General features: G+C 62.0%; 23 protein-coding genes. 13 read left to right on the forward strand and 10 right to left on the reverse strand.

All coding sequences use genetic code 11. From position 1 onward, the window contains the following. The first annotated feature begins 92 nt into the window (after positions 1 to 92). Positions 93 to 959: a transcriptional regulator HexR gene (gene hexR, locus ACIP1G_RS13820; protein WP_012274878.1), complete on the forward strand. Its 867-nt coding sequence runs from the start codon at positions 93 to 95 to the stop codon at positions 957 to 959. Between the two features lie 197 nt (positions 960 to 1,156). Beyond that, positions 1,157 to 1,375, forward strand: coding sequence for a PA3496 family putative envelope integrity protein (locus tag ACIP1G_RS13825; protein ID WP_201199557.1), 219 nt, complete (start codon positions 1,157 to 1,159; stop codon positions 1,373 to 1,375). Here ACIP1G_RS13825 and ACIP1G_RS13830 read toward each other — a convergent pair. Beyond that, positions 1,317 to 2,279 carry a LysR family transcriptional regulator gene (locus ACIP1G_RS13830; protein ID WP_400737769.1) on the reverse strand — a complete coding sequence of 321 codons (963 nt, stop codon included), beginning with the start codon at positions 2,277 to 2,279 and terminating at the stop codon, positions 1,317 to 1,319. The two genes, ACIP1G_RS13825 and ACIP1G_RS13830, sit on opposite strands and share 59 nt — an antisense overlap. Positions 2,280 to 2,469: 190 nt before the next feature. Here ACIP1G_RS13830 and ACIP1G_RS13835 point away from each other — a divergent pair, with 190 nt between their 5' ends. The 4 genes from ACIP1G_RS13835 (at position 2,470) to ACIP1G_RS13850 (ending at position 7,492) form a co-directional block, all read left to right on the forward strand. After that, positions 2,470 to 3,885 (forward strand): acetyl-CoA carboxylase biotin carboxylase subunit, encoded by a 1,416-nt coding sequence (locus tag ACIP1G_RS13835; RefSeq protein ID WP_016489867.1) that lies wholly within the window; start codon positions 2,470 to 2,472, stop codon positions 3,883 to 3,885. A gap of 11 nt (positions 3,886 to 3,896) precedes the next feature. Then, on the forward strand, positions 3,897 to 5,705 hold the full coding sequence (gene oadA / locus ACIP1G_RS13840) for a sodium-extruding oxaloacetate decarboxylase subunit alpha (RefSeq protein ID WP_400737772.1): 1,809 nt from the start codon (positions 3,897 to 3,899) through the stop codon (positions 5,703 to 5,705). Positions 5,706 to 5,891: 186 nt separating this feature from the next. After that, entirely contained in the window at positions 5,892 to 7,217 is a 1,326-nt protein-coding gene (locus tag ACIP1G_RS13845) for a type II toxin-antitoxin system HipA family toxin (RefSeq protein WP_400737775.1), read from the forward strand. Then, complete coding sequence (locus tag ACIP1G_RS13850) at positions 7,214 to 7,492, forward strand: helix-turn-helix domain-containing protein (RefSeq protein ID WP_400737778.1); 279 nt, start codon at positions 7,214 to 7,216, stop codon at positions 7,490 to 7,492. The genes ACIP1G_RS13845 and ACIP1G_RS13850 overlap by 4 nt, the downstream gene beginning before the upstream one ends. Positions 7,493 to 7,563: 71 nt before the next feature. Here the strand turns inward: ACIP1G_RS13850 and ACIP1G_RS13855 are convergent, their stop codons facing one another. The 3 genes from ACIP1G_RS13855 to ACIP1G_RS13865 are packed head-to-tail and all read right to left on the reverse strand — an operon-like array spanning position 7,564 to position 9,331. Beyond that, on the reverse strand, positions 7,564 to 8,235 hold the full coding sequence (locus ACIP1G_RS13855; RefSeq protein WP_400737780.1) for a GNAT family N-acetyltransferase: 672 nt from the start codon (positions 8,233 to 8,235) through the stop codon (positions 7,564 to 7,566). Between the two features lie 7 nt (positions 8,236 to 8,242). Then, positions 8,243 to 8,689: a GNAT family N-acetyltransferase gene (locus tag ACIP1G_RS13860; RefSeq protein WP_400737782.1), complete on the reverse strand. Its 447-nt coding sequence runs from the start codon at positions 8,687 to 8,689 to the stop codon at positions 8,243 to 8,245. A gap of 12 nt (positions 8,690 to 8,701) precedes the next feature. Beyond that, the gene (locus ACIP1G_RS13865; protein ID WP_400737784.1) at positions 8,702 to 9,331 is read right to left on the reverse strand and encodes an FMN-binding negative transcriptional regulator; all 630 of its coding nucleotides are present in this window, start codon (positions 9,329 to 9,331) and stop codon (positions 8,702 to 8,704) included. 89 nt (positions 9,332 to 9,420) lie between these two features. Between ACIP1G_RS13865 and ACIP1G_RS13870 the strand changes: the two genes are divergently transcribed. Continuing rightward, complete coding sequence (locus ACIP1G_RS13870) at positions 9,421 to 10,953, forward strand: PLP-dependent aminotransferase family protein (RefSeq protein ID WP_400737786.1); 1,533 nt, start codon at positions 9,421 to 9,423, stop codon at positions 10,951 to 10,953. 102 nt (positions 10,954 to 11,055) lie between these two features. On the opposite strand, the gene ACIP1G_RS13875 is transcribed toward ACIP1G_RS13870, so the two are convergent. The 4 genes from ACIP1G_RS13875 to aspA all read right to left on the reverse strand — a co-directional run bounded on the left by ACIP1G_RS13875 (position 11,056) and on the right by aspA (position 16,010). Next, the gene (locus ACIP1G_RS13875; RefSeq protein ID WP_400737788.1) at positions 11,056 to 12,159 is read right to left on the reverse strand and encodes a polyamine ABC transporter substrate-binding protein; all 1,104 of its coding nucleotides are present in this window, start codon (positions 12,157 to 12,159) and stop codon (positions 11,056 to 11,058) included. Next, entirely contained in the window at positions 12,159 to 13,202 is a 1,044-nt protein-coding gene (locus ACIP1G_RS13880) for a histone deacetylase family protein (protein WP_400737791.1), read from the reverse strand. Before ACIP1G_RS13880 ends, ACIP1G_RS13875 begins: the two co-directional genes overlap by 1 nt. A 206-nt stretch (positions 13,203 to 13,408) precedes the next feature. Next, a complete protein-coding gene (locus tag ACIP1G_RS13885) occupies positions 13,409 to 14,401 on the reverse strand; it encodes an AraC family transcriptional regulator (protein WP_400737793.1) in 993 nt (330 codons plus the stop codon). A gap of 184 nt (positions 14,402 to 14,585) precedes the next feature. Further along, complete coding sequence (gene aspA, locus ACIP1G_RS13890; RefSeq protein ID WP_346644335.1) at positions 14,586 to 16,010, reverse strand: aspartate ammonia-lyase; 1,425 nt, start codon at positions 16,008 to 16,010, stop codon at positions 14,586 to 14,588. 182 nt (positions 16,011 to 16,192) lie between these two features. On the opposite strand from aspA, the gene ACIP1G_RS13895 reads away from it, so the two are divergent. The 5 genes from ACIP1G_RS13895 to ACIP1G_RS13915 all read left to right on the forward strand — a co-directional run bounded on the left by ACIP1G_RS13895 (position 16,193) and on the right by ACIP1G_RS13915 (position 19,806). Next, on the forward strand, positions 16,193 to 17,125 hold the full coding sequence (locus ACIP1G_RS13895; RefSeq protein ID WP_177313738.1) for a LysR substrate-binding domain-containing protein: 933 nt from the start codon (positions 16,193 to 16,195) through the stop codon (positions 17,123 to 17,125). Positions 17,126 to 17,297: 172 nt separating this feature from the next. Further along, positions 17,298 to 17,789 (forward strand): 5-(carboxyamino)imidazole ribonucleotide mutase, encoded by a 492-nt coding sequence (gene purE, locus ACIP1G_RS13900; protein WP_003253304.1) that lies wholly within the window; start codon positions 17,298 to 17,300, stop codon positions 17,787 to 17,789. A gap of 10 nt (positions 17,790 to 17,799) precedes the next feature. Further along, positions 17,800 to 18,882, forward strand: a complete 1,083-nt coding sequence (locus ACIP1G_RS13905; protein ID WP_400737795.1) for a 5-(carboxyamino)imidazole ribonucleotide synthase — start codon at positions 17,800 to 17,802, stop codon at positions 18,880 to 18,882. Between the two features lie 96 nt (positions 18,883 to 18,978). Then, positions 18,979 to 19,224 carry a GlsB/YeaQ/YmgE family stress response membrane protein gene (locus tag ACIP1G_RS13910; protein ID WP_201199533.1) on the forward strand — a complete coding sequence of 82 codons (246 nt, stop codon included), beginning with the start codon at positions 18,979 to 18,981 and terminating at the stop codon, positions 19,222 to 19,224. A 48-nt stretch (positions 19,225 to 19,272) separates the two neighbouring features. Further along, the gene (locus ACIP1G_RS13915) at positions 19,273 to 19,806 is read left to right on the forward strand and encodes a DUF3299 domain-containing protein (protein WP_400737798.1); all 534 of its coding nucleotides are present in this window, start codon (positions 19,273 to 19,275) and stop codon (positions 19,804 to 19,806) included. A gap of 116 nt (positions 19,807 to 19,922) precedes the next feature. On the opposite strand, the gene ACIP1G_RS13920 is transcribed toward ACIP1G_RS13915, so the two are convergent. Together ACIP1G_RS13920 and ACIP1G_RS13925 are read right to left on the reverse strand one after the other, a co-directional pair. Beyond that, positions 19,923 to 20,819, reverse strand: coding sequence for a D-hexose-6-phosphate mutarotase (locus ACIP1G_RS13920; protein ID WP_400737800.1), 897 nt, complete (start codon positions 20,817 to 20,819; stop codon positions 19,923 to 19,925). A 71-nt stretch (positions 20,820 to 20,890) separates the two neighbouring features. After that, positions 20,891 to 21,289 carry an acyl-CoA thioesterase gene (locus ACIP1G_RS13925; protein ID WP_016712731.1) on the reverse strand — a complete coding sequence of 133 codons (399 nt, stop codon included), beginning with the start codon at positions 21,287 to 21,289 and terminating at the stop codon, positions 20,891 to 20,893. A gap of 362 nt (positions 21,290 to 21,651) precedes the next feature. Here ACIP1G_RS13925 and ACIP1G_RS13930 point away from each other — a divergent pair, with 362 nt between their 5' ends. Next, a complete protein-coding gene (locus ACIP1G_RS13930) occupies positions 21,652 to 22,941 on the forward strand; it encodes an MFS transporter (RefSeq protein WP_400737803.1) in 1,290 nt (429 codons plus the stop codon). The last annotated feature ends 30 nt before the right edge of the window (positions 22,942 to 22,971 follow it).

Raw genomic sequence — 22,971 nt, forward strand, 5'->3', positions numbered from 1 at the left:
CCACGTTCGTTTAACTGGGCGGGTTGGCGTCCATGTAGTATAACTACAAGAAAGCTACAACCCGGCCAGCCGATCATAACCGAGTCCAGCCCGTGAATCTGTTGCAACATATCGCCCAATCGCGCCACCTGCTGCGCAAATCGGAACTGAAAGTGGCCGACCACGTGCTGCTCGACCCGGCTGCCGTCATGCACAGCTCGATGGCCGACCTGGCGCATAGCGTGGGTATCAGTGAACCGACCATCGTGCGTTTCTGCCGCGCCATTGGTTGCTCGGGTTTTCAGGACCTGAAGCTGAAACTGGCGCAAAGCCTGGCCGCCGGGGCCAGTTTCGGCCAGTTCGCCATCCATGAAGACGATTCGGTTGCCGACTACAGCCTGAAGATTTTCGACACCACCCTGCACACCCTGATGGAAGTGCGCGAGCACCTCGACCCGCACGCGCTGCAACAGGCGGTAAGCGCCATGGCCCAGGCGCAGCGCGTGGAGTTCTACGGCTTTGGTGCCTCTGGTGCGGTGGCGGCCGATGCCCAGCACAAGTTCTTCCGCCTGCTGCTCAGCGCGGCGGCGTATTCCGACCCGCACATGCAGGCGATGTCGGCGGTTACCTTGAAGCCGGGCGATGTGGCGGTGTGCATTTCCCAGTCGGGCCGTTCCAAGGACCTGCTGATCACGGCCAACCTGGTGCGTGAGAGCGGCGCCAACCTGATTACCTTGTGCCCCAGCCAGACGCCGCTGGCCGAGTTGTCGACGGTCAACCTGGCGATCGACGTGCATGAGGACACCGAAATCTACACCCCGTTGACTTCGCGTATTGCCCACCTGGTGGTGATCGACGTGTTGGCCATGGGCGTGGCCATGGCGCGCGGGCCGAGCCTGGTCAACCACCTGAAGAGCGTGAAGCGCAGCTTGCGCAGCCTGCGTTTGTCGCCCAAGTCGATCAAGGCTACAGACGACTGATTTTCGTTGCCTGTTCCGGCCTATTCGCGGGTAAACCCGCTCCTACACTGGAACGCGTACCTGTGTAGGAGCGGGTTTACCCGCGAATAGGCCGGCACAGGCAAAGCAACTTTCATTGTTTTGTCACCATTCCACAGCCAAACCGTAAACCATCAAGGCCAGTCTGAAACTCCCGCATCCTATCTGGGAGACAGGCAATGGCTCGTGACTTCGACGGTACATACCAACCCAACGCCAAAGCTCGCAAACAGCAGGAAAAGGATCAGCGCCGCATGGAGTACCGCCGCGCGATCGAGAGCTATTGCGACCAACGTCAACTGCTCCGCGACCTGGTGGACTACCCCGAGTTGCAGGAACTCACGGTTTGGCAGGCGTCGTCGGCAACTTCCCCGAAAAACGTTCAACAATCGCGCTGATCAGCGCACGTTCGCTGCGGATGAACGCCAGAAAGGCCAAAGCCACCGGCGATTGCCGCTTGGCCTTGGCCTGCACCACGCACCAGCTGCGGTACAACGGCAGTTCCTCCACCGGCAGTTCTTTCAACACCCCGGTGGCCAGCTCCAGGTTGACCGCGTGGCGGGTCAGCAGGGCGATGCCCAGGCCGGCGATCACACACTCACGCTGGGCATCGGCCGATGCCACTTCCAGGGTCTGGGTGAAGTGCACGCGCTTGTCCTTGAAGTACTCTTCGCAAGCCTTGCGCGTGCCCGAGCCTTGTTCGCGGACCAGCAGGGTATGAGGCTCCAGGTCCTGCAGGCGCAGCTGCTCCAGCTTGCACAGCGGGTGCTCGGGCGGCGCTACCGCGATGATCGGGTTGTTGAGGAACGGCAGAAACTCCAGGCCCATGTCCTGAGGTACCATGGACATGATGATCAGGTCGTCACGGTTGTCCGACAGGCGCCGGATGGCCTGGGCGCGGTTGACTACCGTAAGGGTCAGGTTGACCTCCGGGTGACGTTGCTTGAAGGCGGCGAACAGGTGTGGCACGAAGTACTTGGCACTGGACTCGATCGCCAGCTTCAACTGCCCCTGCAGTGAGCCCTGCATGTCCGACAGCTGCATGTCCAGGCTCTCCAGGCGCCCGAAGATATCCCGGCTGGCGCGCTGCAGCGCCTCGGCTGCTTCTGTCAGGTAGAGCTTCTTGCCGACGTACTCAAAAAGCGGTTGGCCGATCAGTTCTTCAAGCTGGCGGATCTGTAGACTAACGGCGGGTTGCGTCAGTGCCATCTCCTCTGCCGCTCGGCTGTACGAGCGCAAATCGCACACCTCGTTAAAGATCTGCATTTGACGCAAAGTCATACGCATCAAGGACTTACGCATTTTTTATTGGCTCTTCGGCAACACCTTGTTACCGAACTATAAGCTTTTGCTAATGCAGTCCCTAACAAATATTGATTTTTGTTTATCGACCTACAGCGCTAGGGTGAATGTGCGACTGGCCAGCAACGTCTGGTCACGCGCCGACCGGGAGAACCGGCTCGACTGTTCCTACGGCTTTGGGAAGACTCCAGTGATAAAAAAAATCCTGATCGCCAACCGAGGTGAAATCGCAGTTCGGATCGTGCGTGCCTGCGCCGAGATGGGCATTCGCTCGGTGGCGATCTATTCCGACGCCGACCGGCACGCCCTGCACGTCAAGCGCGCCGATGAAGCTCACAGCATTGGTGCCGAGCCGCTGGCCGGTTACCTGAACCCGCGCAAGCTGGTGAACCTGGCTGTGGAAACCGGCTGTGATGCCCTGCACCCGGGCTATGGTTTCCTGTCGGAAAACGCTGAACTGGCAGAGATCTGCGCCGAGCGCGGGATCAAGTTCATCGGCCCGGCCGCTGATGTCATTCGCCGCATGGGCGACAAGACCGAAGCGCGCCGCACCATGATCGCCGCAGGTGTGCCGGTAACCCCGGGCACCGAAGGCAACGTTGCCGATATTCATGAAGCCCTGAGCGAAGGTGAGCGCATCGGTTACCCGGTAATGCTCAAGGCTACCTCCGGTGGTGGCGGCCGCGGTATTCGCCGTTGCAACAGCCGCGAAGAGCTGGAACAGAACTTCCCGCGGGTTATCTCCGAGGCCACCAAGGCCTTCGGCTCGGCCGAAGTGTTCCTGGAAAAGTGCATCGTCAACCCCAAGCACATCGAGGCGCAGATCCTCGGTGACAGCTTTGGCAACGTGGTGCACCTGTTCGAGCGCGACTGCTCGATCCAGCGCCGTAACCAGAAGCTCATCGAAATCGCCCCGAGCCCCCAGCTTACCCCCGAGCAGCGCGCCTACATCGGCGACCTGGCGGTGCGTGCGGCCAAGGCGGTGAACTACGAGAACGCCGGTACCGTGGAGTTCCTGCTCGCCGATGGCGAAGTGTACTTCATGGAAATGAACACCCGGGTGCAGGTGGAACACACCATCACCGAGGAAATCACCGGTATCGACATTGTCCGTGAGCAGATCCGCATTGCCTCGGGCCTGCCGCTGTCGGTCAAGCAGGAAGACATCCAGCACCGCGGTTACGCGCTGCAGTTCCGTATCAACGCGGAAGACCCTAAGAACAACTTCCTGCCCAGCTTCGGCAAGATCACCCGTTACTACGCCCCCGGCGGCCCGGGCGTGCGCACCGACACGGCGATCTACACCGGCTACACCATTCCGCCGTTCTACGACTCCATGTGCCTGAAACTGGTGGTGTGGGCGTTGACCTGGGAAGAAGCCATGGACCGCGGCCTGCGGGCCCTGGACGACATGCGCGTGCAAGGGGTGAAGACCACCGCCGCGTACTACCAGGAAATCCTGCGCAATCCGGAATTCCGTAGCGGCCAGTTCAATACCAGCTTCGTTGAAAGCCACCCTGAACTGACCAACTACTCGATCAAGCGCAAACCCGAAGAGCTGGCCCTGGCCATCGCCGCCGCCATCGCCGCCCACGCAGGCCTGTGAGGAACCCCATAATGTCCAAGAAAATTCACGTAACCGACACGATCCTGCGCGACGCCCACCAGTCCCTGCTGGCCACCCGCATGCGTACCGAAGACATGCTGCCGATCTGCGAAAAGCTCGACAAGGTCGGCTACTGGTCGCTGGAAGTCTGGGGTGGCGCCACCTTCGACGCCTGCGTGCGCTTCCTGAAAGAAGACCCGTGGGAGCGCCTGCGCAAGCTGCGCGCAGCACTGCCCAACACCCGCCTGCAAATGCTGCTGCGCGGCCAGAACCTGCTGGGCTACCGCCACTACAGCGACGACGTGGTCAAGGCCTTCGTCGCCAAGGCTGCGGTCAACGGTATCGACGTGTTCCGCATCTTCGACGCCATGAACGACGTGCGTAACCTGCGCGTGGCCATCGAAGCGGTGAAAGCCGCCGGCAAGCACGCCCAGGGCACCATCGCCTACACCGTCAGCCCTGTGCACACCATCGACGCCTTCGTAGCCCAGGCCAAGCAGATGGAAGCCATGGGTTGCGACTCGATCGCGATCAAGGACATGGCCGGCCTGCTGACGCCGTTCGCTACCGGCGAGCTGGTCAGGGCGCTGAAGGCCGAGCAATCGCTGCCGGTGTTCATCCATTCTCACGACACCGCTGGCCTGGCTGCCATGTGCCAGCTGAAGGCTGTGGAAAACGGTGCCGACCACATCGACACCGCGATCTCCAGCTTCGCCTGGGGCACCAGCCACCCGGGTACCGAGTCGATGGTTGCTGCGCTCAAGGGCAGCGAATTCGACACCGGCCTGGACCTGGAGCTGCTGCAGGAAATCGGCCTGTACTTCTACGCCGTGCGCAAGAAGTACCACCAGTTCGAAAGCGAGTTCACCGCCGTGGACACCCGCGTGCAGGTCAACCAGGTGCCGGGCGGCATGATTTCCAACCTGGCCAACCAGCTCAAGGAGCAGGGCGCCCTCAACCGTATGAACGAAGTGCTGGCCGAGATCCCGCGTGTGCGTGAAGACCTCGGCTTCCCGCCGCTGGTGACCCCGACCTCGCAGATCGTCGGCACCCAGGCGTTCTTCAACGTGCTGGCCGGCGAGCGATACAAGACCATCACCAACGAGGTGAAGCTGTACCTGCAAGGCGGTTACGGCAAGGCCCCGGGCGTGGTCAGCGAGCAGCTGCGTCGCCAGGCCATCGGCAGCGAAGAAGTGATCGACGTACGCCCGGCCGATCTGCTGAAGCCGGAAATGACCAAATTGCGGGGCGACATCGGCGCCCTGGCCCGTTGCGAAGAAGACGTGCTGACCTTCGCCATGTTCCCGGACATTGGCCGCAAGTTCCTTGAAGAACGCGAAGCCGGCACCCTCACCCCAGAAGCCCTGCTGCCGATTCCGGAAGCTGGCGCGGTGGCAGCCCCAGGCGGTGAAGGTGTACCGACCGAGTTCGTCATCGACGTGCACGGCGAAACCTATCGCGTCGACATCACCGGTGTTGGCGTGAAGGCCGAAGGCAAGCGTCACTTCTACCTGTCGATCGACGGCATGCCGGAAGAAGTGGTGTTCGAACCGCTCAACGAGTTCGTTGGCGGCGGCGGCAGCAAGCGCAAGCAGGCTACCGAGCCGGGCCACGTCAGCACCAACATGCCAGGCAACATCGTCGATGTGCTGGTCAAGGAAGGCGACATGGTCAAAGCCGGCCAGGCCGTGCTGATCACCGAAGCCATGAAGATGGAGACCGAAGTGCAGGCGGCCATCGCCGGCAAGGTCGTGGCCATCCATGTGGCCAAGGGCGACCGGGTGACACCGGGTGAGATCCTGATCGAGATCGAGGGCTGATTCAGGCCCTCATCTACAAGCGGTTTACCTCTGGGGAGCGGATGCTCCCCTTTTTTTGTGCATTAAAATGCATTTTTGACGAAAGTTGGCAACAGAAATATGCAATAAAATGCATTTTTTGTGGGTGTAGTACGAAGGCTAATGCACTATATTGCATGTTGTATCGACATTTGCAGCAGGTCGCACATGTACCCGCTAACCCTTCAAGTCTTCGCAGATAGCATTTGGCAAGACGCCATGACGTTGACGTTCTCGCGGCCAGAACAAGGCTTCAACGGGCCTTGCGCCGTCGCGTATGAAGCTACCTATGTCAGGGACAACCTGGATGCTTATCAGAGCTTTGCTGCCAAGGCGGTCAGTGCCCGGCTACCGGTAGATTTCGACAGCTTCATGCTCCCTGCCGCCCCTGCGTTCGTTCATGACATTGCGCCATCCGGTGCGGCCAAGCGATTCCTGATGGCGCATGTTGGTCAGGCAAAGCCTCAAGGAGTCAGTGATGACATGTTTCTTCTGGCAAGGAGCACACCAGCGCCCGTGGGCAACATGCGCATCAAGGAGTCCATGAACTATCTGGATACACGTGAGCCGATGGGCTTCACCAGGCAGGATGTGGTCATTCGCGATCAACGTTTTCTTGAGTACGCCTACGAGCAAGGTGCTGCCATCGGCGGGGCTACAGGCGCAGGTGGCGAGGCCCCCAAGCTGCTGATGACGGAAGGCGAGGACGGTCTGCTTTATCCCGATGCCGCGCTCGATGATGGGCTAGCTTGCCGGCATTGGTTCATCAAGTTTGCCCGCAATCAGGCCTTGAACAACGACCAGGAGATCTTGCGGGCTGAGTACCTGTACTACCGTGCATTGCAAACCTTGGGCGTGGAGACTGTGGCTACGCATGACATGGCGTTGGAGGAGGGTACAAAGCCAAGCCTGTGGATGCGCCGCTTTGACCGCGAGGTTACCCAGCACGGTGTGCAACGGCTGGCAGTCGAGTCCATGTACTCGTTGTCTGGTGTGACCCAGCCCGGCAGCCGAATGGACCATGGCGACGTGTTGAGGAACCTGGTGGCGCTGTGGAGACAGGCCGGGCAAGACCAGCAGATCAATGAGCTGATTGCTGATTACCTGCGCCGCGATCTTATCAACAAGGTTGTGGGTAATGCCGACAATCACGGGCGGAACATGGCGGTCATTCGTAGGACCAATTCCGTCAGGTTGGCGCCTATCTATGACCTGGCGCCGATGGTGCTGGATGCCGAAGGTATTACCCGGACTACCAAATGGGCAGCGGGCATAGAGCGTGCTGGCGATATCGACTGGTGGGCAGCATGCACCAGCCTTTGCGACCTGATCGACCCGCAGCTGGCCTTTGAACGGTTACGGCAAGATGCTGCGCGCCTATTGGCCTTGCCAGACCTGCTTAGCGCTGCAGGATTGCCTGATGTGGTCATGAATCACCCAGCGGTTCACTTGAGGCTGCTTGAACAACGAATGAAAGAGTGGAAATTGCTATGACGCTTACGCCCGAACAACGTGCCCAGGTAATCGACGATGTTCAAAGCGGCATTGCCGATGGCACTTGGGAACTGGGAGCCGGGGTAAGGCATTTGCGGGTTACGGTAGCCAACCTGCAACAGGCTCAATTCGCCAGGATGTGCAAGATTTCGCTGCGCACGCTAATTCAGATCGAGCAAGGCGAAGGAAACCCGACACTCAAATCGTTGAATGCCGTTTATCGCCCTTTTGGCTTGCAAATGGGGGTTGTGAGGCGACAGCGCAATGTCATCTGAGCGCATCAGGCATCAGCACTGTATCGGGGCGCCGAACCGCCGCGAAGAGGGCCGCTGATCCAGCACAACTTTCAACCTTTGCGGCACACCTCAAGTGTTTCCACCTGCCCGCCCGGCTGCTGGTTTGCGTCACCCAACCACCGCTCAAACCCCGCAGCCACCGTTGGCCACTCATCATCGGTAATCGAATACCACGCCGTGTCACGGTTGTGGTCCTTCACCACCAGGTGTTTACGGAACACCCCTTCGAAGGTGAACCCGAACCGCTCCGCCGCACGCTTGGAGCGGGCATTGGCGTTGTTGCACTTCCACTCCAGCCGGCGGTTACCCAGCTCGAAGCCCAGCTTGCCCAACAGGTACACCGCCTCGGTGCCCTTGGGCGTGCGCTGCATGGCCGCGCTAAAGGCGATATGGCCGATTTCGATGCGGCCGTGGTCGGGCACGATCGACATCAGGCTGAGAATGCCCTGGGCCTGGTCGCTGGGGCGGTCGATGACGGTATAGAACAACGGGTCGCGACCGGCGGCGTTGCCCTCCAGCCAACGGTCGAAGGCGGCCCGCTCGGAAAACGGGCCGTAGGGCAGGTAGTCCCATAGCACCGGGTCTGAAGCCGGGCCTTGCAGCACTTCCCAGAGGTCGTCGCCATGGCGTGCCGGGTCGAGCTTTTCCAGGCGGATAAAGCGGCCTTCAATGGGCTCGGCACGGGGCGTTGCGGCGGGTTTCCAGTTCAATGCGTCTGTCATGTCTGGTCTACAAGCCTTTGCGGAATTGAATGAAGCCCGAGCGCTCGGCAACCTGCTGGTACAGGCTGATGGCGGTGGCGTTGGTCTCGTGGGTCAGCCAGTGCACCTTGATGCAGTTGTCGGCTTTTGCAGCAGCGTAGACGTGCTCGATCAGCTGGCGACCGATGCCCAGGCCGCGCTGCGTGCTGTCCACGTACAGGTCCTGCAGGTAGCAGGCGTTCTCGATGCTCCAGTTGGAACGATGGTAGATGAAGTTGACCATGCCCACCGCCTTGTCATCGACCCAGGCCAGGGCCGAGTGGGTTGGCTCGCTCGGGTCAAGCAGGCGCTGCCAGGTGCTGAGGCTGACTTCATCGGCCAGCTCGGTTTCATAGAAGTGCAGATAAGCCTGCCACAGGGCGAGCCAGGCGGCGTGGTCTTGGGCGCTGACAGGGCGCAGGGTAACGCTTGACATGGGGCTATTCCTTCAGAGTTGGCGCATGTGCGCTGCGAGTTGGTTGTCCTGTTGGTCGGGACTGGCGCTCAGGCCTTCGCGCACGCCGGCGATGTCCTGCTCAGAGCGGTTCTGGCTGAGCTTGCGCGCGCCTTGCAGGCGGGCGATGGGCAGGCGGATACCGACGATGGCGCGGAGCATGCCGTCGATATAGTCGCCAGGGGCTTCGCTGACTTTCCACGGTTCGCTGCGGCCTTGCTCGTGGCGGTCAGTCAGGCCGCTGACGATAGCCAGCAGCTTTGCTGCGTCGTGGATCACCTCGGCCGGGCCATAGGCGTGCACAGCCAGGTAGTTCCAGGTTGGCACCACCTTAGGGTTATCGGCCTTGCTCGGGTAGTAGCTGGGGCTGACATAGGCATCGTCACCGGGGAAGACCAGCAGGGCTTCACCGCCTTGCTCCAGGTCTTGCCATTGGCGGTTGGCCCGGGCCAGGTGGGCATAGACAGTGCCGAACTCGCCTTCGGTGGTATTGACCAGCACCGGCAGGTGCGTGGCCAGCAGGCCCTGTTCGCCGTGGCTGACCAAAACGGCCAGGCGGGTGTCGAGCATGTGCTGGTGCAGGCGACCGAGGTCGTGTTCCTGGTGGGGCTTGCTGTTGTACATGGCAGGGTCCTTGTCGAATGGCTTCATCCTAGGCAGGCTATTGGCTCTGGGTAAGAGCCATTACTACCTGTTTTCATAGGTCCAATGCCATGAGCGAGCGCCCCCTCATACTGCCGTTCGACCCCGCCGGGATCGCCCTGGATCGCCGCCGCGGGCTAAGCCAGCAGCTGTACCAGGCGCTGCGCGAACGGGTACTGGACGGGCGCCTGAGCAGCGGCACGCGGTTGCCGGCCACCCGCGATCTGGCCGCGATGCTGGCGCTGTCACGCAACAGCGTGGTGCGTGCCTATGACCAGCTGTATGCCGAAGGCTACATCGAAAGCAGGGTGGGGGATGGCACTTACGTTAGCCGGCTGCCGAAACTATCCACACAAGTATCCACAGGGTTATCCCTGGGTTTATCAACAGGCTTATCCACATTTTCCTCGGGTGACACTGAGGATTTATCCAGCAAGCGACGTTTCAGCGAGCCGTTACAGCGTCTGAAAAGTAACCACCTGCCGCTGCCAAAGAGCGGTGCTCCGCGTGCTTTTCGTGTCGGTATTCCTGCATTCGACCTGTTCCCTTTCGACGTGTGGGCCAAGCTACAGGCGGGTTTCTGGCGCAATCCGTCCCCTACAAAGCTGGGTTATGGTGACCCGGCAGGTGAGCCGGCACTGCGTGAGCTGATCGCGGCCTACTTGCGCCGCTCGCGTGGGCTGAGTTGCACGGCTGAACAAATTGTGATCACCAGTGGTGCACAGCAGGCCATCAGCCTTTGTGCACAGCTGCTGTTACAGCCAGGCGACGGCGTGGCTGTGGAAAACCCTGGGTATCGGGCGGCCGGGCATGCCTTTGCGCTGGCCGGTGGCAAGTTGCACGGCGTGGCGGTGGATGAGGACGGTATGGACTGCACGCGGCTCGGGCAGTTGGCGCACTGCCGGCTGGCCTATGTGACACCGGCCCACCAGTACCCGACCGGGGTGACCATGAGCCTGGCGCGACGCCTGGAGTTGCTGGCCTGGGCCGAGCGCAACGATAGCTGGATCATCGAAGACGACTACGACGGCGAGTACCGTTACAGCGGCGCGCCCTTGGCCCCGCTTGCGGCGCTCGATCGGCACGGGCGGGTGTTGTACGTCGGTACGTTCGGCAAGATCGCCTTTCCGGCGTTGCGCCTGGGTTACCTGGTGTTGCCGCCGCAGCTGGCGCAGGCGTTCAGCCAGGGCAAGGCGCTGGCGGTGCGGCATTCGGAGGTGAGTACTCAATGCGTGATGGCCGAGTTCATGGCGCGCGGGCATTTTCAGCGGCACATCCGGCGCATGCGCAAGGCGGCCTTGAGTCGGCGCAATGTGCTCAAGGCCGGTTGGCCTGTGGATATTCCGGGGTTGGGTGCCATGCCAGAAGTGGCGGCCGGGCTGCATGTGAAGGTGGATGTGGATAACTTTGTGCGGGAGCAGGAATTGGTGGCCAAGGCCGAAGCGGTGGGGGTGGAGGTGACGCCGCTGAGTAATTTCTGGTTGGCGGACAGCGAGGCGCCTGTGGATAAGCGCGCGGGGCTGGTGTTGGGGTTTGCAGCGGTGCCGGAGGGGGAGATTGCCGAGGCCTTGATGAAGTTGCGCAAGGCTTGGCGCAAAGGATGAGGCTGACGGCCTCTTCGCGGGTAAACCCGCTCCTACAGGTGCGCGCAGGCCTTGTAGGAGCGGGTTTACCCGCGAAGGGCTGCAAAGCAGCCCCAAAATACATCAGGTCCCCGACTTGATCCGCGTCCAGGCCCGAGTCCTGGCCCGTTCGGCATCCCGCGCCAGAGGCTTGAGGGTATACAACTTGGCCATCGCCTCCGCCGTCGGGTACAGGTTGGGGTTGTTGCGAATCGCCGGGTTCACCTTGTCGGTGGCATCCTTGTTCGGGTTCGGGTACCCGACAAAGTCGCTGATCGGTGCAATTACCTCTGGCCGCAACAGGTAATTGATGAATGCATGCGCGTCTTCCGGGTTGGCCGCGTTCTTCGGAATCGCCAGCATGTCGAACCAGATAGGCGCACCTTCCTTGGGCAGGCGCATGTCCACCACCACGCCGTTCTTCGCCTCGCGGGCACGGTTGGCGGCCTGCGAGAAGCTGCCGCTGTAACCTACCGCCACGCAGATATCGCCGTTGGCGATGTCAGCCATGTACTTCGAGGAATGGAAGTAGGTGATGTGCGGGCGAATCTTCAGCATCAACGCTTCGGCCTTCTTGTAGTCGGCCGGCTTGTCGCTGTTCGGCGGTAAGCCCAGGTACTGCAAGGCCAGCGGCAGAATCTCCGAAGGCGAGTCGAGCAAGGCCACGCCGCACTGCTTGAGCTTGGCGATGTTCTCTTCCTTGAAGATCAGGTCCCAGCTGTCAACCGGGGCGTTGTCGCCGAGTGCAGCCTTGACCTTGGCCGGGTTGAAACCGATCAGCACGGTGCCGTACATGTACGGCACGGCAAACTTGTTGCCTGGGTCGTTGGCCTCGATCAGCTTCATCAGCGCCGGGTCCAGGTGCTGCCAGTTCGGCAGCTTGCTACGGTCCAGCGGCTGGAACACCCCGGCTTCGATCTGCTTGGCGAGGAACACGTTGGACGGCACCACCACGTCATAGCCAGAGTTGCCGGTCAGCAGTTTGGCCTCCAGCGCCTCGTTGGTGTCGAAGATGTCGTATATCAGTTTGACGCCGCTGTCCTTTTGGAAGTCGGTCAAGGTCTGCGGGGTGATGTAATCGAACCAGTTATACACACGCAAAGTGCGCTGCTCGCCTTGAGCGTGCAGGGCGCCGGTGAACAAGGTGGCAGCGATGAACGGGGCGAGCAGACGCTTGAGTCGGACCATTACCGGGCTCCTGGCTGGGCGCGCTGGAAGCCTTCCAGCACATTGACCGCGTTGATACCGATTTCTTCCACAGCGTAGCCGCCTTCCATCACGAACAGGGTGGGCTTGCCGAGCTGGCCGATGCGCTTGCCCATTTCCAGGTAGTCCGGGCTGTCCAGCTTGAACTGCGAGATCGGGTCGTCCTTGAAGGTGTCCACGCCCAGCGAGATCACCAGCACATCGGCATCATAGGCGGCGATGCGCTGGCAGGCGTCTTCCAGGGCGGCGCTCCAGGCGGCCCAGTCGCTGCCGGCCGGCAATGGGTAGTTGATGTTGCAGCCCTCGCCGGCACCTTGGCCGGTTTCATCGGCGTAGCCGAGGAAGAACGGGAACTCGTCCTGCGGGTCGCCGTGAATCGAAGCGAAGAACACGTCGTCGCGGCGGTAGAAGATGTCCTGGGTGCCGTTGCCGTGGTGGTAATCGACGTCGAGTATGGCGACCTTGCGCCGGCCCTGGTCGAGGAAGGCCTGGGCGGCGATGGCGGCGTTGTTCAGGTAGCAGTAGCCGCCCATTACTTCACCAGCGGCGTGGTGCCCTGGTGGGCGGCACAGGGCAAAGGCCGAATGGGCGCCTTGCTGGATCGCCGCTTGTGCGGTGAGGGCGACCTGGGCAGCGCTGTAGGCGGCCTGCCAGGTACCGGCGGTGATTGGCGCGCCGGCATCGAAGCTGTAGTAGCCCAATTCGCCGTGCAGGCCGGTGGGTTTTACCTGGCGCAGGGTGCGGGCAGGCCAGGTGAATGGCAGCAGGTCGCCTTCCTGGCCCAATGCGGCCCAGCGTGCCCAGGCGCCTTCGAAGAAGTTCAGGTAGTCGGCGCTGTGGATGCGCAGCAATGGCGCGCGGCCGAAGTCGGTGGGGCCCTGAATGTCACCGAGGTTGCGCTTTTTTACCTGGTCGAGCACATGGTCGGCGCGCGAAGGCATTTCGAAGCAGGGCATCAGCTTGCCGTCGATCAGCTCGCAGCGGCCGTGGTGCAGGCGGTGATCATCGGAATAGATCGTCAGCATTGTTGTTCTCCGGTGGGTACTGGCGTGGGTCCATTGTCAGGGGCGGGCAAGTAACGGAAAACGACGCAAACGGCCAAAAGGGGATTGATGTGGCCAAGGTCTGTGGCCGAATTTTCCTGTGCCGGCCCTTTCGCGGGTAAACCCGCTCCTACAACGATCGCAATACTTTGTAGGAGCGGGTTTACCCGCGAAGAGGCCGGAACAGGTCAACCGCGGAAGTGGCTAGGCGCCACACCACTCCAACGCTGGAAGGCATGCCGGAAGCTGGCCGTCTCGCTGAACCCCAAGGTTTCGGCAATCCGGTAGATGGGCATCTGCTCATCGGCCAGCAACTGCTTGGCCCGCTCGAACCTCAATTCATCCAGCAGCTGTTGATAACTGCAGCCCAGTGCCTGCAAATGCCTGCGCAGGGTGCGCGACGAGCAGTTCATCTGCCGCGCCAGCCCCTCCAGCCCGGGCGCCGCGTCCAGTTGCTGCGTCAGCAACTGACGAATCCGCCCCAGCCAGGCCTGGCGGCCGGTGAACTCCAGGTTCAGGCGCCGGCAGCGTTCGCTCATGGCCTTGTGGGTAATCGGGTCGGCCAGCGGCAGCGGCATGTCCAGCCAGCGCCGCTCGAAGGCAAAGGCATTGTCCTCGGCGGCGAAACCGACCGGGCACTGGAATGCACCGGTATAGAGTGCGTGGTAACCGGGCCGTGGGTGTTCGAAACGGGCGCCAAGCAGCGGCAGCGGGCGCCCGAGCAGGTCATCGCAGATGACTTTCAGTGACACCAGGCAGAACTCGGCATTGAAAGCGCTCAGCGCCGGGCTGTCGTGGTAATCGCTGGCGCTGAACCAGACACGCTGGCCATCGTCGAGCAAACGCAGCTTGAAGACTGTTCCCAGCAGTGCCGGATACTGCAGCGCCAGGCGCAAGGCGTCACCCAAAGTGGCACTGGAGAGCAAGGCGTAACCGAGCATGCCGTAGCACGACACATGCATGCGCCGCCCCAGCTCCAGGCCGATGTCCTCGCGCCGGGCCACGGCGTTGGCGCACACCTGCAGCTCCTGCTGGGTGGTGATGCGCGCATCGGCGAGCCCCAGGTCTGCCGGGCCAATGCCGCTGCCGGCCAGCAACGCCGAAGCATCGCAACCGTCTGCCTGGAAGACGTTGAGGATCAGCGATACCGCGTTGAGGGTGGTCAGGTGGCTGTGCAGCATGCTGGGTAATCCCGTTGGGCTGGGACGCATTATGGAGCAAGTTGTGTGCCGTTATCCGATGGGCTGCGCAGCAGCCCCACTATCCATCAGGCAAAAAAAAAGGCCCGAAGCATAGGCTCGGGCCTTGGAAAGGTTGAGAGGTGTCTAGTCCCTTAACCTGGTGAGACAGTTTGCAGCAGCCGGGTTACGCCTTCAGCGGAACCAGACGTGGAGCGATCATGTTTTCCGGACGCAGGATGTCGTTGAGCATCTCTTCGTCCAGCAGCTTCTCCTCGCGCACCAGTTCCAGCACACCGCGGCCGGTTTCCAGGGCAACGCGGGCGATACGGGTGGCGTTTTCGTAGCCGATGTACGGGTTCAGGGCGGTGACCAGGCCGATCGAGTGCTCGACCAGTTCACGGCAGCGCTGTTCGTTGGCGGTGATGCCGACGATGCAGTGCTCGCGCAGCATGTCCATGGCGCGCTGCAGCAGGCGGATCGAGTCGAAGATCTTGTAGGCGATCAGCGGCTCCATCACGTTCAGCTGCAGCTGGCCACCTTCGGCAGCGACGGTCAGGGCCAGGTCGTTGCCCATGATGGCGAACGCGACTTGGTTGACGGCTTCCGGGATAACCGGGTTGACCTTGCCTGGCATGATCGAGCTGCCTGGCTGACGCGCTGGCAGGTTGATCTCGTTGATGCCGGTGCGCGGGCCGCTGGACAGCAGGCGCAGGTCGTTGCAGATCTTCGACAGCTTGACCGCGGTACGCTTGAGCATGCCGGAGAACAGCACGAAGGCGCCCATGTCGGAGGTGGCTTCGATCAGGTCGGCAGCCGGTACCAGCGGCTGGCCGCTGATGGTGGCCAGGCGCTGCACGGCCAGGGCCTGGTAGCCAGGGTCGGCGTTGATGCCGGTGCCGATGGCAGTACCGCCCAGGTTGATTTCGGTCAGCAGTTCCGGAGCCAGCGAGCGCAGGCGCTGCAGGTCTTCGGTCATGGTGGTGGCGAAGGCGCGGAATTCCTGGCCCAGGGTCATCGGCACGGCGTCCTGCAGCTGGGTACGGCCCATCTTCAGTACGTGGTCGAACTCTTTACCTTTGGCAGCGAAGGCCTGGATCAGGCTGTCGAGGCTGGCCAGCAGGGCGTCGTGGCCCAGCAGCAGGCCCAGGCGGATGGCAGTCGGGTAGGCGTCGTTGGTCGACTGCGCCATGTTCACATCGTTGTTCGGGTGCAGGTACTGGTACTCACCCTTCTGATGGCCCATGGCCTCCAGCGCGATGTTGGCAATGACTTCGTTGGCGTTCATGTTGGTGGAAGTACCGGCGCCACCCTGGATCATGTCGACCACGAACTGCTCGTGATAGTCGCCTTTGATCAGTCGGCCGCAAGCAGCGCTGATGGCAGCATGCTTGGCATCGCTCAAGTGCCCCAGCTCTCGGTTGGCGTCAGCAGCAGCCTGCTTGACCATCGCCAGGCCGACTACCAGTTTCGGGTAGTGCGACAGCGGAACACCAGAGAGGTGGAAGTTGTTGGCAGCGCGCAGGGTCTGGATGCCGTAGTAGGCATCAGCAGGAACTTCAAGGGTACCCAACAGATCTTTTTCGACGCGGAACGATGCAGCGGAGGACATGATGTATATCATCTCGATTTTGACCCGGCACATGCCGGAATGGCGCCAATCCTAGGCCTGAAGCTGATTTTGCGGCCAATGCTGTTGCACGCTAACCTATGCACAAACGGCATAGTGTTTCATGTGACGCCAATTGACATTCGAGCGTGTTCCATTTTGGTGCACGCCAGGAGATGTGCTTCGTGAACCTTGAAAGCAAATGGCTGGAAGACTTCAGCGCGCTGGCCGCCACCCGCAGTTTCTCCCAGGCGGCAGAGCGGCGTTTCGTTACCCAGCCGGCGTTCAGCCGGCGCATTCGCAGCCTGGAAGCGGCGTTGGGCTTGCAGTTGGTGAACCGTTCCCGCACGCCGATCGAACTGACCGAGGCAGGCCAACTGTTTCTCGTCACGGCACGCACGGTTGTCGACCAGTTGGGCGAAATTCTCCGCCATTTGCATCATCTTGAAGGCGGGCAGGGCGAGGTGGTGCAGGTCGCTGCGGCACACTCCCTGGCGTCGGGCTTTTTCCCGCGTTGGGTGGCCCAGCTGCGCAACGACGGTCTGAACATCGCCACCCGCCTGGTTGCGACTAACGTAGGGGATGCCGTGCATGCATTACGCGAAGGCGGCTGCGACCTGATGCTGGCTTTTTATGACCCGGACGCGGCACTGCAGATGGATGCCGAGATCTTCCCGTCGCTGCACATGGGCAATACCGAAATGCTGCCGGTGTGCGCCGTGGATGCCGAGGGCAAGCCGTTGTTCGACCTGGAAGGCGAGGGCAGCGTGCCTTTGCTGGCCTATACCGCCGGTGCGTTTCTTGGCCGTTCGGTGAACTTGCTGCTGCGCCAGCGCAACCTGCGCTACACCACCGTCTATGAAACCGCCATGGCCGACAGCCTCAAGAGCATGGCGCTGGAGGGCATGGGCATCGCCTGGGTGCCGCGCCTGTCGATGCGGGGCGAGCTGGAGCGGGGCGAACTGGCGGTCTGCGGCGGCAGCCAGTGGCACGTGCCGCTGGAAATCCGCCTGTACCGCTGCGCCCTGGTGCGCAAAGCCAACGTCAGGCTGTTGTGGCGCAAGCTCGAAGGGGCTGCAGCGGTTGACCCAAAAGTCAGCCAAAGCCCCGAAAAATAAGGGGCGACAGTTGGTCGCCGGGGTGCCTTAAACGCACCACCTTACGGTATACTGCGCGGCCTTTCGACCGGATGCGTCCGGTCCTGATCAGCAAACAAGCCACGCCGGTCGTCCCCGCGTGGCTTGTTGTTTTTTGACGCGCCCGCGGGCGCACAAGCGAAGAGGCTCGACGATGAGTGCACTGGTTGGCGTGATCATGGGCTCCAAGTCCGATTGGTCCACCCTTAGCCACACCGCCGATATGCTGGAAAAACTCGGCATTCCCTACGAAGTGAAGGTGGTTTCCGCCCACCGCACCCCGGATCTGCTGTTCCAGTATGCCGAGGAGGCTGAAGGCCGTGGCATCGAGGTGATCATCGCCGGTGCCGGTGGCGCAGCCCACCTGCCAGGCATGTGCGCCGCCAAGACCCACCTGCCGGTGTTGGGCGTGCCGGTGCAGTCGTCGATGCTGTCGGGCGTCGATTCGCTGCTGTCGATCGTGCAGATGCCAGCCGGCGTGCCGGTTGCCACCCTGGCCATCGGCCGTGCCGGTGCTGTCAACGCTGCGCTGCTGTCGGCCAGCATCCTCGGCGCCAAGTACCCGCAGTACCACGCGGCACTGAAGCAGTTCCGCACGGAACAGACCGACACCGTGCTGGACAACCCAGACCCGCGCCAGGCTTGAGGCTCAATCCATGAAGATCGGTGTAATCGGTGGCGGCCAGCTGGGCCGCATGCTGGCCCTGGCGGGCACCCCGCTGGGCATGAACTTCGCCTTCCTCGACCCGGCGCCAGACGCTTGCGCTGCGCCGCTGGGCGAGCACCTGCGTGCCGACTACGGCGACCAGGGCCACCTGCGCCAGCTGGCCGACGAAGTCGACCTGGTCACCTTCGAGTTCGAAAGCGTCCCGGCCGAGACCGTGGCCTTCCTTTCGCAGTTCGTGCCGGTGTACCCCAGCGCCGAAGCGCTGCGCATCGCCCGTGACCGCCTGTTTGAAAAGAGCATGTTCCGCGACCTGGGTATCCCCACCCCGGCCTTCGCCGACATCCTCTCGCAGGCAGACCTGGACGCCGCGGTAGCCAGCATCGGCCTGCCGGCCGTGCTGAAAACCCGCACCCTGGGTTACGACGGCAAGGGCCAGAAGGTGCTGCGCACACCTGACGACGTGGTAGGCACCTTCGCCGAGCTGGGCAGCGTGCCATGCCTGCTGGAAGGCTTTGTGCCGTTCACCGGTGAAGTGTCGCTGGTGGCCGTGCGTGCCCGTGATGGCGAAACCCGCTTCTACCCGCTGGTGCACAACACCCACGAGAGCGGCATCCTGAAGTTGTCGGTGGCCAGCGCGGCGCACCCGCTGCAAGGCCTGGCCGAAGACTACGTCGGCCGCGTGCTCAAGCAGCTGGACTACGTTGGCGTGATGGCTTTCGAGTTCTTCGAAGTCGACGGTGGCCTGAAGGCCAACGAAATCGCCCCGCGTGTGCACAACTCCGGGCACTGGACCATCGAAGGCGCCGAGTGCAGCCAGTTCGAGAACCACCTGCGCGCCGTCGCCGGCCTGCCGCTGGGCTCCACTGCCAAGGTGGGTGAGAGCGCAATGCTCAACTTCATCGGTGAAGTACCGGCCGTGGACAAAGTGGTCGCCATCGATGATTGCCACCTGCACCACTACGGCAAGGCCTTCAAGGTCGGCCGCAAGGTTGGCCACGCCACCCTGCGCTGCCATGACATGGCCACCCTTGAGCGCAAGATTGCCGAAGTAGAAGCCCTGATCAGCAACTGATCGAACTTCTTTCTGCGGCTTGCCCTCTGAGATGGCGACAAGCCAAAGCGCTGTCTAGGCTTTGGCTTGTTCCATTTTCACTGCAGAGGGATTGCCATGGGCATCATTGGAACCATCTTCATCGGCCTCATCGTCGGCCTGCTGGCTCGCTTCATCAAACCGGGCGACGACAGCATGGGCTGGATCATGACCATCCTGCTGGGTATTGCCGGCTCCCTGTTGGCCACTTACGGCGGCCAGGCACTGGGGATTTACCAGGCGGGGCAGGCTGCAGGCTTTATCGGCGCACTGGTCGGTGCCGTGATTCTTCTGGTGATCTACGGATTCATCAAGAAGCGCTGATTACTGGTTAGAATGCCCGGCAATTCAATCGAGTTGCCGAGCATTTTCATGCGTGCCTTTTTCCTCGTCCCACTCCTCTTGGCCAGTGCCCTGGCCCATGCCGAACTGCCCGAAACCGACTGGCTGGAGCTGATGCCCAAGTCGGACCAGAAGGCCCTCGAGCAAATGCCCGAAATCGACCACAACTCGCCAGAGGCCATGGGTACCTTTACCGACAAGGGCGGCCTGAAGCAGAGCAAGGGCCTGCCAGCGGTGATGTACTCAAGCAAGACTGTGGCGGCCATGAACGGCAAGGACATCCGCCTGGGGGGTTACCCGGTGCCGCTGGAGAGCGACGCCAAGGGCAACAGCACGCTGTTCTTCCTGGTGCCGTACCCAGGCGCATGCATCCATGTGCCGCCACCGCCGCCAAACCAGCTGGTGCTGGTGCGTTACCCGAAAGGCCTGAAGATTGATGACATCTACACACCGCTGTGGGTCAGCGGCACGCTGAAGGTGGAGAAGGTCAGCAATGACCTGGCCGATGCGGCCTATGCGCTGGATGCGGGGAAGGTGCGGGTGGTGGAGGACGCTGACCTCTGATTGCCTGTACCGGCCCTTTCGCGGGTAAACCCGCTCCTACACAGGTCGTAGGAACGACGCGATCCCCTGTAGGAGCGGGTTTACCCGCGAAGAGGCCGGCACAGGCGCTACAAGACTCAGATCATTTCACAAGCGATCTTGACCCCCAGCGAACTGCTGGCCCCAGGCTTCAACTCCACCAGGTTATCCCACACATTCGCCGTCTCGATGCACAGCATCCGCTGCCAGCCATCATCGGCCATGTCCGCCAACTCCCTGGCCCGCTCGGTCCAGGGGTTCCAGATCACCGCCGAATGCGACCCGCTGCTGGTCAAGGTAATCCGCCGCTCCCAATGCGGGTCGACAATGCTCAGCGTTTGTGGGGTAGCAAGGTAGATCCGGTCAGTCTCCCCGGCAAACTCAAGGGCCCCCTGCTGCTGGCGCTGTTCCCAGTCAGCCAGGGTCTCGATATAGCTCAGCCCTTCAACGCCTTCAACCCGCGCCTGGCGCACATCGCTGACCGCAAAGTAGCTGTGCAGGGCCTGACTGATGGTAACCGGAGTATTGCCCATGTTGCGGCTGGTCAGGTTCAGCTTGAGGTCCTCACCCAGCTCCACCACCAACTTCAGCTCCACGTCGTGCGGCCAGCCGGGTAGGTCGCCCTGTGCTTCAGGCAGTTCGAACTCGATCCGTAGGGTCTCGCCCACTTCCTCGATACCCAGCAACTGCCAGTCACGCGCGCGGGCAAGCCCGTGGGCAGGCGCCTGCTCACCTTGGTACATGGCCTGCACGGCCTCTGGGTTGCGCTGCAAGTTGCCAAACCACGGCCAGCACACCGGCACCCCGGCGCGTACCGACTTGCCCTTGCTGAAGATGGCCTGATCGCTCAGCCACAGCAGCGGCGGCTCGCCCACCCGCTGGTAGCTGAGGATCTGCGCGCCCTGCTGGGCGATCAGGAGTTCGGCGCAGTCGCTGCTGATACGCCAGCAGTTGAGTTCGCCATGTTGCTCGGTTACGACCTGGAAGGTAGCCATTGCATTCATCTCATTGATTGCCAGTGGGCCTTGGACCCGGGCACATGCAATGAGTTTACCGCCAGCAAGGCTCAGCGACGAGGCACGGAGCGGGTGCGGCCACTGCCGTCGATGGCGACGAAGACGAAGACCGCTTCGGTGACCTTGCGCCATTCGCTGGACAGCGGGTCGTCACTCCACACTTCGACCATCATCCGGATCGAGCTGCGGCCGATTTCCAGGGTCTGGGTATAGAATGACAGCTGCGCGCCTACCGCGACCGGTACCAGGAAGGCCATGCGGTCGATGGCCACGGTGGCCACGCGGCCGCCGGCGACACGGCTGGCCATGGCGGTGCCGGCCAGGTCCATCTGGGCAACCAGCCAGCCGCCGAATATGTCGCCAAAGCCGTTGGTTTCACGCGGCAGCGCGGTGATCTGCAAGGCCAGGTCGCCTTGCGGGATTGGATCTTCTTGTTCGAGCTCAATCATGCGATGGGGCCTCTGACCCGTGACGCTTTTCGTTGGTGTGGCGCAAAGGCCGGGTAAACGATTCAGCTTGAAACATACTACGCCGATTTCGTTTCACTGGGCGGCCGTAGGGAAACTCTGCGAAACCGCCTGACAATAAAGACCGGCGTTTTCGCACAACATCCCACGTTAGGAGCAACCTTTTCCTACGAATTGCCAGTATATAGAGCATAACCGCCAGCGACGACCGTGCATTGATGAATATCAGTACGGATTTTGTATCGCTTTCGGCCCGACTCGGCAATTTGCTATCTTCGCCTGTCTCCCAATCCAGAAGCCGCGTGCCAAGCGGCCTGCATGCCCTACAAAGAGAACAACGAGCGATGACTTCCGTGCCGAGCAGTATCGAGCAGCCCTCGCGGCCGCTGACCCGCAGTGACTACAAGACCCTCTCACTGTCCGCCCTGGGCGGCGCGCTGGAGTTCTACGACTTCATCATCTTCGTGTTCTTCGCCACGGTGGTCGGCAAGTTGTTCTTCCCGGCCGACATGCCCGAGTGGCTGCGGCTGATGCAAACCTTCGGCATTTTCGCCGCCGGCTACCTGGCGCGGCCGTTGGGCGGCATCATCATGGCGCACTTCGGCGACCTGCTCGGGCGCAAGAAGATGTTCACCCTGAGCATCTTCATGATGGCCCTGCCAACGCTGGTCATGGGCCTGCTGCCGACGTATGCACAGATCGGCATGTGGGCACCGGTCCTGTTGCTGCTGATGCGCGTGATCCAGGGTGCGGCGATCGGTGGCGAGGTACCGGGCGCCTGGGTGTTCGTCTCTGAGCACGTGCCAGAGCGCAACACCGGCTACGCCTGCGGCACCCTCACCGCCGGCCTGACCGCGGGCATCCTGCTCGGCTCGCTGGTGGCGACCCTGATCAACAGCGTCTACAGCGCGGCAGAAGTGGCCGATTACGCCTGGCGTATCCCGTTCCTGCTCGGCGGTGTGTTCGGCCTGTTCTCGGTGTACCTGCGCCGCTGGCTGCACGAAACCCCGGTGTTCGCCGAGATGCAGCAGCGCAAGGCGCTGGCCGAGGAGTTGCCGCTGCGTGCCGTGCTGCGTGACCATCGCGGTGCGATCATCCTGTCGATGCTGCTGACCTGGATGCTGTCAGCCGCCATCGTGGTGGTTATCCTGATGACTCCGGCGTTGCTGCAGAGCATCTACCACATCAGCCCGATCGACTCGCTCAAGGCCAACAGCATGGCCATCGTACTGCTCAGCTTCGGCTGCATTGGCGCTGGCAGCCTGGCCGACCGCTTTGGTGCGGGCCGAGTGTTCGTGATTGGCAGCCTGTTGCTGCTGGCCAGTTCCTGGGCCTTCTACCACAGCTTGCCGACCCACCCCGAGCTGCTGTTCCCGCTGTACGCGGTGACTGGCCTGTGCGTGGGGGTGATCGGCGCGGTGCCTTATGTGATGGTCAAGGCGTTCCCCGCAGTGGTGCGGTTCAGCGGGCTGTCGTTCTCGTACAACGTGGCCTACGCGATCTTTGGTGGGCTGACGCCGATGGTGGTGACCGCGCTGCTGAAGGTCAGCCCGATGGCGCCTGCCTACTATGTGGCGGGGTTGTGTGCCGTTGGTCTGGCCGTGGGGCTGTACCTGCTGGCCAACAAGCGCTGATCTGCGCCGGGGCTGCTGGCCTCTTCGCGG

The organism is Pseudomonas sp. NPDC089392, assembly GCF_044749595.1.
Lineage (GTDB): Bacteria > Pseudomonadota > Gammaproteobacteria > Pseudomonadales > Pseudomonadaceae > Aquipseudomonas.